The organism is Enterococcus sp. AZ156, from assembly GCF_051714165.1.
Taxonomy (GTDB): Bacteria; Bacillota; Bacilli; order Lactobacillales; family Enterococcaceae; genus Enterococcus_B; species Enterococcus_B pernyi.
The window spans coordinates 796,320-815,782 of the sequence record NZ_JBIORI010000001.1; the positions used below are offsets into that span (position 1 = coordinate 796,320).

Annotated in this window: 16 protein-coding genes and 1 other annotated feature; of the genes, 13 read left to right on the forward strand and 3 right to left on the reverse strand. The window is 39.8% G+C overall.

The window, feature by feature from the left end; genetic code table 11:
- The first annotated feature begins 12 nt into the window (after positions 1-12).
- From IGJ95_RS03835 to IGJ95_RS03875, 9 genes are all read left to right on the forward strand, one after another.
- On the forward strand, positions 13-1,734 hold the full coding sequence (locus IGJ95_RS03835) for a septation ring formation regulator EzrA (RefSeq protein ID WP_438761476.1): 1,722 nt from the start codon (positions 13-15) through the stop codon (positions 1,732-1,734).
- 198 nt (positions 1,735-1,932) lie between these two features.
- Entirely contained in the window at positions 1,933-3,075 is a 1,143-nt protein-coding gene (locus IGJ95_RS03840; RefSeq protein WP_010736083.1) for a cysteine desulfurase family protein, read from the forward strand.
- 19 nt (positions 3,076-3,094) lie between these two features.
- Complete coding sequence (gene thiI / locus IGJ95_RS03845; protein WP_010736082.1) at positions 3,095-4,306, forward strand: tRNA uracil 4-sulfurtransferase ThiI; 1,212 nt, start codon at positions 3,095-3,097, stop codon at positions 4,304-4,306.
- A 259-nt stretch (positions 4,307-4,565) separates the two neighbouring features.
- Positions 4,566-5,219, forward strand: coding sequence for a redox-sensing transcriptional repressor Rex (locus IGJ95_RS03850; protein WP_010736081.1), 654 nt, complete (start codon positions 4,566-4,568; stop codon positions 5,217-5,219).
- Positions 5,220-5,322: 103 nt separating this feature from the next.
- Positions 5,323-5,535: a binding site (T-box leader), on the forward strand.
- Positions 5,536-5,582: 47 nt separating this feature from the next.
- Positions 5,583-8,228, forward strand: coding sequence for a valine--tRNA ligase (locus IGJ95_RS03855; protein ID WP_023519258.1), 2,646 nt, complete (start codon positions 5,583-5,585; stop codon positions 8,226-8,228).
- A gap of 121 nt (positions 8,229-8,349) precedes the next feature.
- Complete coding sequence (locus IGJ95_RS03860) at positions 8,350-9,663, forward strand: bifunctional folylpolyglutamate synthase/dihydrofolate synthase (protein WP_194180138.1); 1,314 nt, start codon at positions 8,350-8,352, stop codon at positions 9,661-9,663.
- A complete protein-coding gene (locus tag IGJ95_RS03865; protein WP_062805560.1) occupies positions 9,653-10,306 on the forward strand; it encodes an HAD family hydrolase in 654 nt (217 codons plus the stop codon). Before IGJ95_RS03860 ends, IGJ95_RS03865 begins: the two co-directional genes overlap by 11 nt.
- Positions 10,307-10,369: 63 nt before the next feature.
- Positions 10,370-11,062, forward strand: a complete 693-nt coding sequence (gene radC / locus IGJ95_RS03870) for a RadC family protein (protein WP_194180139.1) — start codon at positions 10,370-10,372, stop codon at positions 11,060-11,062.
- A 149-nt stretch (positions 11,063-11,211) separates the two neighbouring features.
- Positions 11,212-11,412 (forward strand): cold-shock protein, encoded by a 201-nt coding sequence (locus IGJ95_RS03875; RefSeq protein WP_010736076.1) that lies wholly within the window; start codon positions 11,212-11,214, stop codon positions 11,410-11,412.
- Between the two features lie 329 nt (positions 11,413-11,741).
- On the opposite strand, the gene rnjA is transcribed toward IGJ95_RS03875, so the two are convergent.
- Both rnjA and IGJ95_RS03885 read right to left on the reverse strand, forming a co-directional pair.
- Entirely contained in the window at positions 11,742-13,421 is a 1,680-nt protein-coding gene (gene rnjA, locus IGJ95_RS03880) for a ribonuclease J1 (protein WP_010736075.1), read from the reverse strand.
- Position 13,422: 1 nt separating this feature from the next.
- Positions 13,423-13,635 carry a DNA-directed RNA polymerase subunit epsilon gene (locus tag IGJ95_RS03885; RefSeq protein WP_010736074.1) on the reverse strand — a complete coding sequence of 71 codons (213 nt, stop codon included), beginning with the start codon at positions 13,633-13,635 and terminating at the stop codon, positions 13,423-13,425.
- A gap of 384 nt (positions 13,636-14,019) precedes the next feature.
- Between IGJ95_RS03885 and efrA the strand changes: the two genes are divergently transcribed.
- From efrA to IGJ95_RS03900, 3 genes are all read left to right on the forward strand, one after another.
- Entirely contained in the window at positions 14,020-15,750 is a 1,731-nt protein-coding gene (gene efrA, locus IGJ95_RS03890; RefSeq protein ID WP_010736073.1) for a multidrug efflux ABC transporter subunit EfrA, read from the forward strand.
- Positions 15,747-17,507: a multidrug efflux ABC transporter subunit EfrB gene (gene efrB, locus IGJ95_RS03895; RefSeq protein ID WP_062805557.1), complete on the forward strand. Its 1,761-nt coding sequence runs from the start codon at positions 15,747-15,749 to the stop codon at positions 17,505-17,507. The genes efrA and efrB overlap by 4 nt, the downstream gene beginning before the upstream one ends.
- A gap of 72 nt (positions 17,508-17,579) precedes the next feature.
- Entirely contained in the window at positions 17,580-18,068 is a 489-nt protein-coding gene (locus IGJ95_RS03900) for a gamma carbonic anhydrase family protein (RefSeq protein WP_010736071.1), read from the forward strand.
- Positions 18,069-18,150: 82 nt separating this feature from the next.
- Here the strand turns inward: IGJ95_RS03900 and clpP are convergent, their stop codons facing one another.
- On the reverse strand, positions 18,151-18,744 hold the full coding sequence (gene clpP / locus IGJ95_RS03905) for an ATP-dependent Clp endopeptidase proteolytic subunit ClpP (protein ID WP_010736070.1): 594 nt from the start codon (positions 18,742-18,744) through the stop codon (positions 18,151-18,153).
- A gap of 243 nt (positions 18,745-18,987) precedes the next feature.
- Between clpP and IGJ95_RS03910 the strand changes: the two genes are divergently transcribed.
- Positions 18,988-19,452 (forward strand): hypothetical protein, encoded by a 465-nt coding sequence (locus IGJ95_RS03910; RefSeq protein ID WP_371740687.1) that lies wholly within the window; start codon positions 18,988-18,990, stop codon positions 19,450-19,452.
- The last annotated feature ends 11 nt before the right edge of the window (positions 19,453-19,463 follow it).

Sequence of the window (19,463 nt, forward strand, 5' to 3'; positions counted from 1 at the left end):
GAGGAACCTTAAATGGGAAATAATGTTATCATCGGGATCGTCATTGCAATCATTATAGTCGCCATTCTGGCTTTTTTGGTTAGTTACGTAATGAAGAAAAAAAACCAAGATCGATTGGACGTCTTAGAAAAACGCAAGGAAGAATTATTCGACTTGCCTGTGATTGAAGAAGTTGACGATGTCAAAAAAATGCATCTAGTGGGGCAAAGCCAAAATACCTTTCGTGAATGGAGTCAAAAATGGAATGACATCTCTACCTCATCATTTGCCGAGTTAGAAAGTCAGATCTTTGAAGTTGAAAATCTCAACGAGAGCTTTAGATTCTTAAAAGGGAAAAAAGCAGTAGAAGAAGCCGAAGCAACCATGAACCAAATGGAAAAAGAAGTTGCGGAGATTCGTGACGGCTTAAAAGAATTGCGTGAAACAGAAGAACGTAATTCCTTAGCTGTTCAACAAGCTTTAGACGTTTATGAGGAACTAAAAGCAACGATCCGAGAAGAAGAACAGCAATACGGTCCAGCTTTACCTGAGTTACAAAAGCAAGTGAAAACGATTGAAAATGAGTTTACACAATTTGTTACGTTAAATACTTCAGGTGATCCAGTTGAAGCCCGTGAAGTGCTGGATAAAGCGGAAAAACACACGTATGAAGTGGATACGTTAATGAAAAAAATCCCGCCATTATTTGAAGATTTGAATACGACTTTCCCGGCGCAAGTGGAAGAGATTCAAGAGACCTATGACCGCTTAATCAAAGAGGAGTATGTTTTTCCAGAAGAAAGCCTGTCTGGCGATATCGAAACGATCAATCGTCGAATCGAACGTTCGTTGATCAATATTGAGAAAACGGAAGTTGAAACTGTTGAATTTGAAAATCGTGAAACGGCTAATCTGATCGATGTATTATACGATATTTTAGAACGTGAGATGGAAGCACAAGTATTTGTGACTAAAAATCAAGCAACGATCGAACAATATATCAAACATGCGACGAAAAACAATCGTCAATTATTGATCGAATTAGATCATACCGCTCAAAGTTATACATTGAACCATAACGAAATCGGGCGTGTACGTGGTTTCCAAACAGAAGTGGAAGAAATCGAACGTCAAAACGAACAAATCAAACCACAGTTACAACAACATGAAGTGCCTTACTCAGAAGTAAGAACGTTCTATAAGAAAGTCTTCAAAGTATTAGAAGATATTGAAAACCAACAGGTTGAAATCAGCGATTCTTTACACGAACTAAGAAAAGGTGAAAAAGAAGCGCAAGAAAAAATCGACACATTCGAATTTAAATTGCGCAGTCTTAAACGGTTTGTTGAAAAACAACGTTTACCAGGTTTGCCAAATGATTATCTAGAGTTTTTCTTTGTGGCAACAGAACGTATCGAAGAATTGAGTACTGTGTTGAATAAAATCAGAGTCAACATGGATGAGGTCGAACGTCTTGTAGCATTATGTGAAGAAGATCTAGAGTTACTCGATAAGAAAACCCACGATCTAGTGGATGCAGCAGCATTAACCGAACAAATGTTGCAATATGCGAACCGTTACCGTCACACACATGAAGAAGTGAAAGAAGCCATTGAAAAGAGTTATTACTTATTCAATAAAGAATATCACTATCAAGAGGCTTTGGATGAGATCGGCACAGCATTAGAGCGCACAGAACCAGGTGCATTCAAACGAATCGAAGATTTTTACTTCAATCATCCTGATTTAGTATAATCCTGCGATCAAAAAAGACAACACAGGCAAGTGCCGAGTGTTGTCTTTTTTTGGAAGTCATTGATGAGTAACTGTTGGGCAGGGAATACATTGATTCGAGCGATTTTTTATAGAGTCCAACTCGGAGAAAACGCCACTTGAAAGCACAAGGGACAACCGTTATAATAGGTAAGAATTTCAAAAAAAGAAGGTTTAAATATGATATATTTCGATAATAGTGCGACAACACCGATCTATCCGCAAAGTTTGGATACGTATGTCAAAACAAGTCAACGGATCATCGGGAATCCATCAAGTCTACACGATTTAGGCAATCAGGCGAACCGTCTGCTACAACAAGCGAGAAAACAAATCGCTGAACTGATTGCTGTGTCTCCTGAAGAAGTGTATTTCACGTCAGGTGGAACAGAAGGAAATAACTGGGTGCTTAAAGGAACGATGCTTGAAAAACTAGGTTACGGTAACCACATGATCATATCAGGCGTTGAACATCCTGCTGTCAGTGAAACAGCTGAGCAGTTAAAAAAACTCGGTATCGAAGTGAGTATTGCTCCTGTCGATAAAAGAGGGATCGTCCGCGTAGATGAGTTGAAAAAATTAGTACGTAAAGAAACGATTTTGGTTTCCGTTATGGCAGTGAATAATGAAGTAGGTGCGATTCAACCAATCAAAGAAATCAGTAGTTTTTTAAATGATTTTCCTAAAATCCATTTCCATGTGGATGCGGTACAAGCGATTGGTAAAGTTCCTTTAGAGGAATGGTTGACAGAACGTGTGGATTTTGCCACTTTTTCTGCCCATAAATTCCACGGGCCTCGTGGTGTTGGTTTTGTTTATTGGAAAAAAGGCCGACGTTTAGCACCGCTGTTCACTGGAGGCGGACAAGAGAAAAATCAACGGAGTGGAACAGAGAATGTGCCGGGGATCGTCGCGATGGCAAAAGCGCTGCGTTTATCTCTAGATATTAAAGCACAAAAACCAAACCAAACTGCCTATCTTAAACAAGCATTGATTGAAGCTTTACATACGTATGATAAAGTAACGATTTTTTCTGAAGGTGAAGATTACGCACCCCATATTTTGTGCTTTTCATTAAAAGGTATTCGTGGTGAGGTATTGGTCCATGCATTAGAAGAAAAACAAATATTTGTCTCTACGACAAGCGCTTGTTCTTCTAGAAAGCACATGGCAAGTAGTACGCTGCATGCGATGCAAGTACCCAATGATTTAGCTACTTCAGCGATTCGCGTCAGCTTAGATGAAAGCAATACGATGGCAGAAGTCGAACAATTCATGATCATCTTTAAACAGTTGTACAAGAAATTTTCAGTCATCAATTAAGAAACAGAGGAGTGTTTTTGTGAAGTACAGTGAAATCATGGTTCGCTATGGTGAACTTTCAACAAAAGGAAAAAATCGTCGAAGTTTTATTATGCAGTTGGCACAAAATGTCAGACAGGCATTGAGCGATTTTCCTGAAATCAAGATCCACGCAGAGCGTGATCGGATGCATCTACTGTTGAATGGTGTAGACGGAGACATAGTTATCCCTAAGTTAGCGAAGATATTTGGGATCCAAAACTTTTCACCTAGCGTACGAGTAGAAAAAGAAGTACAAAGTTTAAAACAAGCGGTTCAGGAAATCATGCAAGAAATCTATACAGGAAAAGAAACATTCAAGATCATTGCAAAACGTAGTGATCATAGCTTTGAATTGGACAGCAATGAACTAAACCAAGCATTAGGAAATGCAGTCATCGATGTTTTTCCGGATATCCAAGTACAAATGAGAAAGCCAGATATTGCGTTGCGTGTGGAAATCCGCCGCGATGGGGCTTATCTTTCCTATGAAACGATCAAAGGAGCTGGCGGTCTGCCTGTCGGTACAAGCGGAAAAGGTATGTTGATGCTTTCTGGAGGGATCGATTCTCCAGTTGCCGGTTATTATGCCATGAAACGTGGGGTAGAAATTGAAGCTGTCCACTTTGCTAGTCCACCTTACACGAGTGAACAAGCCTTGCAAAAAGCGAAAGACTTAACAGTGAAGCTGACACCCTATGTTGGTAAAATCGAATTTATCGAAGTACCGTTTACAGAAGTGCAAGAAGAGATCAAACGAGTGGTGCCCCAAGGCTACTGGATGACGATCACACGTCGGATGATGCTTCGTTTGACAGATGAGATCCGCCGTATTCGTCATGGACTAGTGATTTTAAATGGTGAATCATTAGGACAGGTGGCTTCCCAAACACTCCAAAGTATGGTGGCAATCAATGAGGTCACGAATACACCGATCATTCGTCCTGTAGCGACGATGGATAAATTAGAGATCATCGAAGTGGCTGAACAAATCGATACGTTTGATTTGTCCATTCAACCATTTGAAGACTGCTGCACGATTTTTGCACCGCCACAGCCTAAGACTCGTCCACGACTAGAAAAAGTGCATCAATACGAAGAACGTTTGGATATCGATGGGATGATCGAACGTGCTTTGGCAGGCTTAAAGATCGAAACGATCCACACAGAAACAGCAAAAGAACAAGTAGAAGAATTTTCTGATTTACTTTAAACGAAGGAACTTGTACTTCTTGTACGAGTCGATCATTCGTAATAAAAGATCCAGACTCAAGAAGTAGACACGTGAAAGAGGACGAGACAATTGTTTAGCCTCGAGAAATAAGGCGCCATCCACGAAAATTGTATGTCAAATTTTGTGGATGGTACCTTATTTTTCTTGTTTTTCATGGAGTTAAGTTTCCTCCTATTGCGAGGTTCCTTGTTCCATGCTAAACTAAAATTATGTGAAATGATTAACAAGGAGAAACGATATGCGAGAAAAATCAGAAACGTTACCCAAAGCAACAGCGAAACGGTTGCCTTTATATTTGCGCTATTTAAATATGTTGAATGATTCTGGTGTTCAACGAATCAAATCAAATGAATTTAGTGAGATTACACAAGTACCTTCTGCCACGATCCGCAGAGATTTTTCTCATTTAGGAGAATTAGGACGAAGCGGTTATGGGTACGATGTTCCCTATTTGATTGAAGTATTTGATCGAATTTTGAACACAGAGGAAGAAAAAAGAATCGCTTTAGTTGGTTTTGGGAATTTAGGAAAAGCATTGAAACACAACAATTTCAGAAGAAATGCAAATTTGAATATTGTTTGTGTATTTGACAATGATCCAGCCATCGTCGGAAAAGAAATCGAAGGTGTGATGGTTTATCCTATGGATCGCTTTAGTGAAATCGTTGAAAAAGAAGGAATCAAAGTGGCGATATCAACTGTGCCAAGTAAGTATTCACAAGCAGCCATCGACGAAATCGTCAAAGGAGGCATTACTGCGATCTTGAACTTTGCACCAGATCGTGTCAACGTTCCGCCACATGTCCATATGCAATACATCGATCTGACAACTGAACTACAGACGTTGATCTATTTTGATGAAAATTATTCGCAAGTCTTTCCTTCCAAGTAAAAACTAAGTGGGAAGATCGTGCAAAAGTGGCGTTTTTATGTGAATCGAACAGCGATTCATCAAGAGCTTTTATTGACTTTGGCTACTAACCATTGTAAAATGAGTCAAGATGTTGATCAAGAGGAGTAACTAGTCCGACGTTTAGAGAGAGAGAACGAATGGTGGAACGTTCTTAACGAAAGCTAGTGAAGGTAGCTTGGGAGTTTTTGTCTTGAATCGAGTAGAGATGAACGAGTAGTGATCGTTAACTCACTTTGAGAGGTAATAGGCAACTATTACAAATTAGGTGGTACCGCGTAATTTATACGTCCTAAATACGAAAGTATTTAGGGCTTTTTTTTTATTTCAAAGGAGGAAGACAGTATGACGGAAGAAAAGAATCTATCGACAAAGTATAATCCGCAAGAAGTTGAAGCGGGGCGTTATCAAAACTGGTTAGACGAAGATTTGTTCAAACCTAGTGGCGACAAAAAAGCAAAACCTTATTCAATCGTTATCCCACCTCCCAATGTGACTGGTAAACTCCATTTAGGTCATGCTTGGGATACAACATTGCAAGATATGTTGATTCGTCAAAAAAGAATGCAAGGCTATGATACGTTATGGTTACCAGGGATGGATCATGCAGGGATCGCAACACAAGCAAAAGTAGAAGAAAAATTACGTGAGCAAGGTGTTTCTCGTTATGATCTAGGTCGCGAAAAATTTATTGATCAAGTATGGGAATGGAAAGAAGAATATGCCGGTCATATCCGTGAACAATGGGCAAAAATGGGTTTATCTTTGGATTATAGCCGTGAACGCTTCACCTTAGATGATGGCTTGTCTGAAGCTGTTCGTAAAGTATTCGTTAGCCTATACGAAAAAGAGTTGATCTATCGTGGCGAATACATCATCAATTGGGACCCACAAGCACGCACAGCTCTTTCTGATATCGAAGTGATCCACAAAGAAATCGAAGGTGCCTTTTATCATATGAGCTATGAATTGGCTGATGGTTCAGGTGTGGTGGAAATCGCAACGACCCGTCCAGAAACGATGCTTGGTGATACGGCAATCGCTGTTCACCCAGAAGATGAGCGTTACCAAGCATTGATTGGTAAGAAAGTCATTTTACCACTAGTGAATAAAGAAATACCGATCATAGCAGATGAATATGTCGACATGGAATTTGGAACAGGGGTTGTAAAAATCACGCCCGCACATGACCCAAATGACTTTGAAGTCGGTAACCGTCATGACCTCCCACGAGTGAATGTCATGAATGAAGATGGCACGATGAATGAATTAGCAGGTAAGTATCAAGGAATGGACCGTTTTGCAGCACGTAAAGCGATCGTTGCGGATCTAAAAGAACTTGGTCGTCTGATCAAGATCGAAACGATGATCCACAATGTAGGCCATTCTGAGCGTACAGGGGTAGTTGTTGAACCTCGTTTATCAACACAATGGTTTGTAAAAATGGCACCTTTAGCTGAAAAGGCGATCCAAAATCAAGAAACTGATGATGCAGTTGAGTTTTTCCCACCACGTTTCAACCAAACCTTCTTACGCTGGATGGAAAATGTTCATGACTGGGTAATCTCACGTCAACTATGGTGGGGACATCAGATCCCTGCGTGGTATCATAAGGAAACTGGTGAAATGTACGTGGGCATGGAAGCACCAGCAGACAGTGAAAACTGGTTACAAGATCCCGATGTGTTGGATACTTGGTTCAGTTCAGCGCTATGGCCTTTTTCAACAATGGGCTGGCCTGACGAAGACAATGAAGATTACCAACGTTACTTCCCAACAAGTACATTAGTAACAGGCTATGATATCATCTTTTTCTGGGTAAGCCGAATGATTTTCCAAAGCTTGGAATTTACAGAACGTCGTCCATTTGAGAATGTACTGATCCATGGATTGATTCGTGATGAACAAGGACGCAAGATGAGTAAATCTCTTGGAAATGGGATCGACCCAATGGAAGTCATTGAAAAATATGGTGCTGATGCGTTACGCTGGTTCTTATCTAATGGTTCAGCACCAGGACAAGACGTACGTTTTAGTTACGAAAAAATGGATGCTTCTTGGAACTTCATCAATAAAATCTGGAACGCATCTCGTTTCGTTATCATGAATGTTGAAGGGATGACCGTAGAAGATATTGATCTTTCGGGTGAGAAGACTGTAGCCGATCGTTGGATTTTGACACGTTTGAATGAAACAATCGCTAAAGTGACTGACTTATTTGAACAATTTGAATTTGGTGAGGCTGGTCGCCAATTGTATAACTTTATCTGGGATGATTTCTGTGACTGGTACATCGAGATGAGTAAAGAAACACTTTACGGTGAGGACGAAGTAGCGAAACAAACGAACCGTAGTATTCTTGTCCATACGTTGGATCAGATCTTACGCTTATTGCATCCGATCATGCCATTTGTTACAGAAGAAATCTGGCAACACATCCCTCATAAAGGAACATCTTTAGTAGTGGCTGATTATCCAGTCGTGCAACCGGAATACGATGATGAAGCTGCTTCAAAAGGGATGGAAGTACTGAAAGAATTGATTCGTTCTGTACGTAATATCCGTTCTGAAGTGAATACACCATTATCAAAACCAATCACGTTACTGATCAAAACAAATGATCCGAAGATCGATCAATTCTTAAATGAAAACACTAGCTATATCGAGCGCTTCTGTAATCCAGAAGAGTTGACGATCTCAAGTGACGTAACTGCACCGGATCTAGCAATGTCAGCGGTCTTGACTGGCGCGGAAATCTTCTTACCTTTAGAAGGGCTGATCAACATTGAAGAAGAAATCCAACGTTTAGAAAAAGAACTAGCAAAATGGACAGGCGAAGTGAAACGTGTACAAGGAAAATTAAGTAATGAGCGTTTTGTATCGAATGCACCGGATGATGTAGTTGAAGCAGAGCGTGCAAAAGAAAAAGATTATTCAGAAAAACAAGCAGCTGTCAATGAACGTATTGCGCAATTAAAATCAATCAAATAAAACGAAAGGGAGAGGTGACGGAAGTTGCCTCTCTTTTTTAAGTAAAAAGAGCTCTTCTGGATTTCATTGTTTCCTACGTAAGCTTTTTTGTTATAATGAAGAGGAATGGGGGGATAGTAACGTGAAAATCGAAGAAGCAATCAATTGGATCCATAGCCGATTACCATTTGGCTCACGTCCTGGATTAGACAGAGTAGAGGCCTTATTAGAGGTAGTCGGACACCCAGAAGAAAAAGTCAAAACGATCCATATTGCAGGGACGAATGGCAAAGGTTCAACAGTGACTTATTTAAGATATTTATTAGAAGAAGCCGGCTTGACAGTCGGAACATTTACTTCCCCATATATCGAATACTTCAATGAGCGCATTTCGATCAATGGACAAGGCATTCCTGATGAATCATTGATTCGACTAGTAAAGAAATATCAACCGCTAGTTGAGCAGATGGATCAATTTGAAGCAGTAGCTGGTATTACCGAATTTGAAACGTTGACTGCTATGGCATTTGATTATTTCTTGGAAGAACAAGTGGACGTCGCGATCATTGAAGTGGGATTAGGTGGTTTACTCGACTCAACAAACGTAGCGAAACCTTTGTTGACGGGTATCACAACGATTGGTATGGATCATACAGATATTTTGGGCGACACGATCGAAGAAATCGCTGCTCAAAAAGCAGGGATCATCAAGCAAAATGTGCCACTGGTCACTGGAAATATCGTACCTGAAGCCTTGGCAGTGATCGAAAAACAAGCAAAATTAAAAAATGCTACACAACACGCATGGGGAGAGGCTTACACAGTCAGTTACAAACATCCGGCAGAAGAGTGGGGCGAAATTTTTTCATTCCAAAATGAATTTGGCAAAATCCCTAAGTTGACGATCCATATGATCGGGAAACATCAAGTTGAAAATGCTGGTATGGCGATTGAAATGTATCAAATCTATTGTGGAATGATGAATCTTCCATTCCGTGAAAAAGACGTGATCAATGGCTTGAAAAAGGCGCAATGGCCAGGACGTATGGAACGATTAAGTGAAGAACCCTTAGTGATTTTAGATGGGGCGCATAATACCCATGCGATGGCACGTTTAGTCCAAAATCTTAAACAAGAATTCAAAGGCTATCATATCCATCTTTTGTTCTCTGCTTTACGAACAAAAGAGGTTGATAAAATGTTACACCAATTACAAGAAGTACCAGATGCAACAATCTACGTCACTACTTTTGATTATCCTAAAGCCATTGAGCTGTCGGATATCCAAGCAACGAGTGATGAGAAAGTTACGATTGTTTCAATGTGGCAATTTGGGCTTGCAGAGATCTTGGAGAAGATGACGGCTGAGGATGTTCTTGTAGTGACAGGTTCACTCTATTTTATTTCGGAAGTGCGACGTTTGCTTGTACAGTTGGGAGGAAAAAATGAAAGTTAATGCAGTGATTTTTGATATGGATGGCTTATTATTTGATACAGAGATCGTTTATTATGAGGCATCCCAAACAGTAGCCGATCGGATGGGGTTTCCCTATGACAAAGATCTTTACTTGCGATTTTTAGGCGTTTCTGATGAAGAAGTTTGGGCGAACTACCATACTATTTTTGCAAACTTTGGTCGAGAAACTGTCCAAAAATTTATCGACGATTCCTATCAAGAAACGCTTGATCGTTTTGCTTTAGGTCAAGTTAAATTAAAACCAGGTGTTTTAGAATTCTTGAACTTTTTGGAAGAAAAAGATATCCCAAAAGTAGTCGCATCAAGTAATCAGCGACATGTCATTGAACTGTTGCTAGAAAAAAATAATCTACGTCATCGTTTTGATATGATCGTCTCAGCTGAAAATGTCAAACGTGCAAAACCAGATCCAGAAATCTTTTTACATGCCCAGGCGTTATTAGGTACTGAAAAAGCGGAGACATTGATATTAGAAGATTCACAAAATGGGGTACTAGCGGCGTATGGTGCAGGAATCCCAGTAATCATGGTGCCAGATTTACTAGCGCCTTCTGATGAATTAGCCGCTAAGACAACAGCGATTGTTTCTTCACTTCATGAAGTTCCGGCATTGATCAAATAAAAATAAAATAAATATCCTCCTTTTTCGTATCTTATTTTGAGCGCACGGGAAAGGAGGTTTTTTATGGAAAAAAATTTGCTTCAAACAGTACCCGCCACGTCTCTACCAAGGGAGAGGATGGAGACTTATGGAGAGGGTGCGTTATCAGATCAAGAGCTTTTAGCCATTTTGCTTCGGACTGGTCAGCATCCATATAACGTATTAGAAGTTGCGGGTACGTTATTGAAGAAATTTGGTGGTTTAGCGCTCTTGAGACAAGCAACACTAGCAGAATTAGAAGCGGTTCGTGGGATTGGTCGGGTCAAAGCCTTAGAGATCAAAGCATTGATCGAGCTGGGGCGACGGATACAAGTCGATCAGTTGCGTCAAACAACGACTGTCCATGCGAGTTATGAATTGGCAAAAGAATTGATCCTAGAACTAAAAGATCAAAAACAAGAACATTTAGTTTGCATCTATCTCGATACCAAAAATCAAATCTTACTAAAGAAAACCTTATTCATCGGGTCATTGGATCAGACGATCGCGCATCCACGTGAAGTGTTCCATTACGCAGTCCGCTATTCAGCAGCACGGCTTGTCCTTGCTCATAATCATCCTAGCGGCAACGTTCTTCCATCCAAGCAAGACATGCGATTGACACGACGCATCCAGGAATGTGGAGAGATGATGGGGATCGAAGTTCTTGACCATCTGATTATTGGCAGCAAACAATACTTTAGTTTACGTGAAGAAGGATTAATGGAAAAAGAATGATGTAGCTTTCTTGCAAAAAAAAACAACCAAGTGTACAATTATAATGTAATTTTGTTTGGGAATAGAAGTTGAAACATCTGTTGCACCTCTATCGTACACGAGCAATGTTACAATCAAATAAGTGCTTTGGCACGAGGAGGGTATTATTAATGGAAAACGGAACAGTTAAATGGTTCAACGCTGAAAAAGGATTTGGTTTTATCTCACGTGAAGATGGAAGCGACGTATTCGTACATTTTTCAGCAATCCAAGGTGACGGATTCAAAACATTAGAAGAAGGTCAAGCAGTTACTTTTGACGTAGAAGATTCAGATCGTGGCCCACAAGCTACAAACGTTGAAAAAGCGTAATCTATACGAAAATATACTGTTATGAGGCTTGCTTTGTCATGGAGCGAACCAAATAATTGATGACAGAGGTCGAAACCAACGTGTTTCCCTCGAAAAATAAGACGAGACCCACAAAAATTGTTCTTTCACATTTTTGTGGGTCTCACTTTTTTTTATAAAAAACCGCGAGTAGGACATTAGTTCTCACCACCTAAAACCGAATAAACGGCGGTAACAGAAGAACCTCTTCGATAAACAAGGCGCCATCCACAAAAAATTGAAGAACAATTTTCGTGGATGGCGCCTTGTTTATCGAGGTTGAACACTTATGTCGCAACCTCGGTTTTAAGTTAGTTTTGATCCGGTGTCATCACCATAGGGATGATCATTGGATGCCTTTCTGTACGATCGAACAAGTAAGGTTGTAATGCACCGACCATCGCTTCTTTTAATTTATGCTCCGAACAGTCGGGGGCATTTAGCACATCACGCAATGCGTGGAACAAAATACGTTGTGCTTCATTGATCATATCCCCTGATTCACGCATATAGACGAAGCCACGAGAAAGGATATCTGGTCCAGCTAGAATCTCTTTTTTCTTGATATCGACAGTTGTCACTGCAAGAACGAGTCCTTCTTCTGAAAGTAAATGACGATCTCGTAAAACAACATTACCGATATCACCGATTCCACTGCCATCGATATAGACATCGCCAGCGACGAATTTTCCAGCTAAACGAGCAGAATCACTTGTTAATGCTAATACATCACCGTTTTCCATGATAAAACAATTCTCAGCTGGTACACCTGTGTCTTGTGCAAGAGAGGCATGGATCTTCAACATCCGAAACTCACCATGCACCGGTACAAAATATTTTGGCTTCATCAAGCGAAGCATCAATTTTTGTTCTTCTTGACCACCGTGGCCAGATGTATGGATATTATTGATTTTTCCATGGATCACTTCAGCGCCAGCTTCAGACAACAAGTTGATCAAATGGTTCACACTTGTTGTATTCCCTGGGATCGGTGAGCTAGAAAAAATCACTGTATCATCTGGTTGGATTTGGATTTGACGGTGGGTACCATTCGCAATGCGGCTCAATGCAGCCATTGGTTCACCTTGCGAACCTGTACATAGGATCATTGTTTCATTTGCAGGCAAACGATTGATTTCATGCGCATCGACAAAGGTACCGTCAGGCACTTTGATGTAGCCGAGACGTTGTCCGTTGACGATCGCATTTTCCATACTACGCCCGAAAACAGCAATTTTTCTACCCGTTGCTACAGCGGCTTCCGCTGCTTGTTGTAGACGGAAGATATTAGAAGCAAAGCTGGCAAAAATGATCCGACCTTCGATTTTCTCAAATATTTTCAAAATAGAAAGGCCAATCGTTTTTTCTGATTTCGTAAACGTTGGAATCTCTGCATTGGTACTATCTGAAAGGAGGCAAAGAACGCCTTCTTCTCCGATACGAGCCATTTTATGCAAATTTGCTGGTTCTCCTACAGGTGTAAAATCGAACTTGAAATCTCCAGTAGCCACGATGTTACCAGAAGGTGTTTTGACAACCACACCTAAAGCATCCGGAATACTATGGGTCGTTCGGAAAAAGCTGACGGATGTTTTTCTGAAACGGATCACAGTGTCTTCATTGATTTCATTTAGCACAGCGTCACGAAGTAAGCCATGTTCGTCCAGTTTATTTGTGATCAAAGCTAAAGCTAGAGGGCCAGCGTAGATCGGGATATTTGCTTGCTTTAATAAGTAAGGTATCCCACCAATATGGTCTTCGTGTCCATGAGTGATCACTAAAGCTTTGATTTTGTGTATGTTTTGTACGATATAGTTGTAATCAGGAATGACGTAGTCAATGCCAAGCAGTTCATCTTCTGGAAACTTGATTCCAGCGTCGATGATAATGATTTCATCTTGGAATTGTACCCCATACGTATTTTTCCCGATTTCACCTAATCCACCAATCGCAAAGACGCCTGTCTCATTATTTTTGATGGAAAGTTTCATCTTAAAACTCCACTAATGTGAATGCTGGGTTTTCTTTTTCGTATTCTAGATGGTTACCTTCTAGAAGTTGTACGAATTCGATATTGTATGGGGTATTTTCTTCCACTCGTTGGCGTGCTTCAACATCGCTGTTTGCTTCGATGTATAGCGATTGTGTTTCTTCACGTTTTGGGTTACGGATTTTTGACTCTTGATAATAAACTTTGTAAATCATGGTTTATGTCTCCTTTATCTGCTTAAAGCAGTAATTTAGCGTATTTTTTGGACAACACAAAACGAGGGGACAAGCCACCTGTGTTTTTTTATACTTTAAGAAAAATACTTGATTCTCCTTAAAGAGACAAGCCTCGCATTTGCTTATCCAATTGGAATATTTTTTACTCGGATCCTCTGTATGAAACATACAATAGTTAATTGCTATTCTAGCATAAATCAAGAGATAAGTATAGAAAACGGTCACTGTAAAATGAAAAAACGTACGAAGAGAAAATATTTTTCAGAAAAATTTCTTTTTAAAAAATGTAGTGTTCTATAAAGTAGTAGATTGTGCTACTATTGAAAGTAATGGCAAGATAGAATATTTAAAGGAGATGATAAAGTGAAGTTAATGTGGCATTACACCATGCGCTACAAAAAATATTTGGTGTTGAATTTTATTTGTGTGTTCGGCTTTATTCTGATCGAACTAGGTCTACCAACTATTTTAGCACGCATGATCGATGTTGGAATCCTCAACGATGATTTTGACTATGTGAAACAACAAGGACTATTGATGATCGTGATCACTGTGATCGGGATCATAATGAATATATTTTTAGGTTATTTTGGGTCAAGGATCACGACGAATATCGTTGCAGACATTCGTGATGATCTGTTCAAACATATCCAAACGTATTCACATCAAGAGTATGAAACACTAGGCGTATCATCATTGATCACTCGTACGACCAATGATGCGTATCAAATCATGTTGTTTCTACAAAATATTTTAAGAATCGGTTTTATGGCACCGATGATGTTTGTTGTTAGTTTGTATATGGTTATGCGAACAAGTCCATCTCTTGGTTTATACGTGATTGGTGCATTACCATTCTTATTATTAGCTGTTGTTGGGATTGCTAAATTTTCTGAACCTTTATCAAAAATCCAACAAAAGAATTTAGACAGAATCAATAGTATCTTACGTGAAAACCTATCAGGTCTACGCGTTATCCGCGCGTTTGTAAATGAAAAATTCGAAGAAAAAAGATTTGAAAAAGTCAACGAGAACTATGCTTCAAGTTCTAAAAGTCTCTTTCGCTTAATGGCAGTTGCCCAACCTGGCTTTTTCTTTTTATTCAATATCGTGATGATTTTGATTATTTGGAGTGGTACGCTACAAATTGCAGATGGACAGTTGCAAGTAGGGAATCTAATTGCTTTTATTGAATATATTTTCCACGCGTTGTTTTCATTTATGTTGTTTGCGAGTGTGTTTATGATGTATCCGCGAGCAGCAGTCTCTGCTAGTCGTATCCAAGAAGCTTTAAATGCTACGCCTGCTATTGTTGAAGATCCAAATGGCATAGCGGAAACAAAAACGAAAGGCTACATTGAATTTAAAAATGTGACCTTCGCTTACCCTGGACATTCGCAAGAACCAGTGATCCGTAACGTCAGCTTTACTGCTTCACCTGGCGAAACAGTGGCATTTATTGGTAGTACAGGTAGTGGGAAGTCTACATTGATCCAATTGATTCCACGTTTTTATGATGTTACTCATGGTGAGATCCTGATTGACGGTGTAGATGTGCGTAAGTACAAGTTGAGTAAACTAAGACAAAAAATCGGGTTTATTCCACAGAAAGCACTATTGTTTACTGGGACGATCGCTGAAAACTTGAGATACGGAAAAGAAGATGCAACGCAAGAGGAAATGGAACGTGCGGCTGATATTGCGCAGGCGACTGATTTTATTTCTAAAAAAGCGGACGGTTATGATGAACATCTTTCTGAAGGTGGCGCAAACTTCTCAGGTGGGCAGAAACAAAGGTTAGCCATTGCTCGGGCAATCATCCGCCGACCAGAAATCTATATTTTCGATGATAGTTTTTCAGCACTTGATTATCAAACGGATGCAAAACTTCGTGCAAGATTGAAAAAAGAAACAACTGAATCAACCGTATTGATTGTTGCCCAACGTGTGGGTACTATCATGCACGCCGATAAGATCATCGTATTAAATGAAGGAGAAGTAGTAGGTATGGGCACGCATCGTGAACTACTAGAAAATTGTCCGATTTATTACGACATTGCCGCTTCTCAATTATCGAAGGAGGAACTAGCATGAAAAAAACCTTCGCTTCTTTTAAACGTTTAGCTCGCTATATCCGTCCTTACCGATTGACGTTTATCTTAGTGCTACTATTTACATTTTTAACGGTGGCTTTCAATGCGGCATTGCCTTATGTCGTCGGGCTTCCAACAACAGAAATCAGCAAAAATCTAGTGAATAATGAGGCAATCAATTTTTCTTATATCATCAACTGTTTGATTTGGATCGCGGTGGTTGGTACCGGTTATAGTATTTCTCAATTGCTTTCTGGGGTATTGATGACAAATGTTGTTCAGAGTGCCATGAAAGACTTGCGTAGAGATATTGAAGAAAAAATCAATCGTTTGCCGGTTTCTTATTTCGATAAAAATCAACAAGGAAATATTTTATCTCGTGTAACGAATGATGTAGATGCAGTTAGTGGCGCCTTGCAACAAGCCTTTATCGGTATTGTCAATGCTATTTTGGGCATCACGATGGCAGCAGCGATGATGTTTTATATCCAACCGGTCATGGCGTTGATTTCAATGATCATGATTCCAGCGTCAATTTGGATATCTAAACGAGTGATCAATGCTTCTCAAAAATATTTCCAAGAAATGCAAAATTCTTTAGGTGAATTAAATGGCTATGTTCAGGAAAACATGACTGGATTCAGTGTGTTAAAAGTATACGGTCGTGAGAAAGAAACATTTGAAGGATTTCATAAGGTCAACCATAGCTTGAAACATTTTGGGTTTCGAGCAGCCTTTATTTCTGGATTGATGATGCCGTTAGTACAATTAACTGCCTACGCTACGTATATCGGTATGGCAGTTTTAGGAAGCTTTTATGTAATTTCTGGAGTCATTGTGGTTGGGCAATTACAAGCCTTTATCCAATATATTTGGCAAATCAGCCAACCAATGGGTAATGTGACGCAATTATCCTCCGTATTGCAAAGTGCATCCGCAGCCACGAAACGGGTATTTGAGATTTTAGATGAACCTGAGGAAAAAGAAAACAAGACCGATGTTCCTTTGCCAGAAACGATCCATGGAAATGTTTCGTTTGAACATGTCGATTTTGCTTATGATCCGAAGAAACCTTTGATCCAAGACTTGAACTTTGAGGTGAAAGCTGGACAAATGGTGGCAGTTGTCGGACCGACGGGCGCTGGGAAAACAACATTGATCAACTTATTGATGCGTTTTTATGATGTGACGCATGGCGCGATCAAAATTGATGGTATTGATACGAAAGCGATGAGCCGAAGTGATGTTCGTTCCATGTTTGGGATGGTACTGCAAGATGCTTGGTTGTACGAGGGAACGATTGCCGACAACATTCGTTTTGGTAAATTAGATGCAACGGATTATGAGATCGTTGATGCAGCGAAAACAGCGAATGTCGATCATTTTATCCGAACGATGCCTGATGGTTATGAAATGGAGATCAATTCAGAAGGAGATAATGTCTCGTTGGGACAAAAACAATTGCTGACGATTGCTCGTGCGGTTGTTTCCGATCCGAAGATATTGATTCTGGATGAGGCGACTAGTTCCGTTGATACAAGACTTGAAGCGTTGATCCAAAAAGCAATGGATAAAGTGATGGAAGGACGAACGAGTTTTGTGATCGCTCACCGTCTATCAACGATCCGTGAAGCCGATCTGATCTTAGTGATGGATCAAGGTCAAATCATTGAAAAAGGAACACATGAAAGTTTATTAGCAAAAGGCGGTTTCTATGAGAAACTTTATAACAGCCAATTTGCTGAAGCAGCGGAATAATGACAAGAGGTTTCTAGGGGCGAACAGCCTTCTAGGACCTTTTTTCTTCAATAAATGAAAAGAGGGAAAAAGATGGCAAGGTTTATAGCAGATAATGCGACGGTTATCGGTGATGTAGAATTAGGAGAAGATGTCACAGTTTGGTACCAAGCAGTGGTTCGTGGCGACAGCAATTGGATCAAGATCGGCAAAGGAACCAATATACAAGACGGAACAGTCATACACGTTGATCATGATGCACCAGTTGAGATCGCTGAAAATGTCACAGTCGGACACCAATGTATGCTGCATGGTTGTAAAATCGAAAAGGGTGCGTTGATCGGTATGGGAGCGACTGTTTTGAACCATGCAGTCATCGGTGAGAATAGTTTGATCGGAGCAGGCTCACTTGTGACAGAAGGAAAAATCATCCCACCGAATGTTTTAGCTTTTGGTCGACCAGCCAAGGTAATCCGTCCGTTAACAGAAGAAGAAATCCAAAAAAATAAACAGAATATCACACATTATATCGAAATGGGACAAAAACATGCAGATGGATTCTTCAAAGAATGGCAACAATAGTTTTAACACATGTTTTTACAGCAAAAAAAGAAGGTCTGTCATCCAAGGATGAAGGCCTTCTTTTTTGATCTTGATAGGTTGATTAGCTTAATGAAGCACTGTTTTCCATGACTTCATCGATCAAGCCATATGCTTTGGCTTGTTCAGCAGTCATATAGTTGTCACGATCTGTGTCTTTTTCAATCACTTCGATTGGTTGACCAGTACGTTCCGCTAAGATTTTATTCAAACGTTCGCGGGTTTGTAAGATATGACGTGCAGCGATTTCGATTTCTGTTGCTTGTCCTTGTGCGCCACCAAGTGGTTGGTGGATCATGATTTCAGCATTTGGTAAAGCAAATCGTTTTCCTTTTGTTCCGGCAGTCAATAAGAAACTTCCCATTGAAGCAGCCATCCCCATAACGATTGTTTGGACATCTGCTTTGACAAAATTCATTGTGTCATAGATGGCCATTCCAGCAGTCACAGAACCACCAGGTGAGTTGATATAGATGTAAATGTCTTTTTCAGAATCTTGTGCATCTAGAAATAGCAATTGTGCGATGATTGAGTTTGCTAAATCATCTGTTACTTGTCCACTCAACATGATGATGCGGTCTTTCAATAAACGTGAGTAAATATCGTAGGCTCTTTCCCCACGTGAGGATTGTTCAATAACTGTAGGAATTAAATTCATAATAAGGTTCCTCCTTGATTTGTTTAGAAATAGTGTAACATAAATTGATTTTGATTACCTACAAAGTAGTATACATTTTTGGTCAATAAAGGTCAAATGAAAAAACTTTCCGAGAGCTAGTCTCATAAAGTGAGTTTATGTTATGATAAAAAAGAAATCAATAAGAAGGAGGAACCGTAATTGGTAATTGCTATCACAGGTTTTATCGGTGTATTAGTAGGAGCAATCTTAGTCTACTTAGGGATGGCGATCCAAATGCGTCATCTTGAGAATAAAGAGCAACGTAGACGCGAATTGGAACTGAAAGTCAAAGAAATCGAAACATTGAATCAATTAAATAAAAAAATCAATGAGATTCTCCAAAAGCGTGCGAGCTTGTTGGAAGAATATGTCAGCTTTGATGCTTTTGACGATTGTTATATCACAATCGATGACTTTGCGTATTTGCAATCATTTTCTGCACAAAATAATTTTTATTTACCAAATTACATTTTAGATGAATTATTCCAAAATATCGCTCATCGCAAAGTGATTCTTTCACCGGATGAAACGATGAAGATCGGCGGCTATGCTTACAAAGGTGGGCGTGTCATTTTGGAAAATTTCACAGATAATTTGACCGCAATGATCAATGAGAAAAAATCCCAGTTGAAAAATACAACGAGACAACCAATCGGCTTTTTCTCAAAAGATGATGTGTGGAGCTAAACAAAACATAT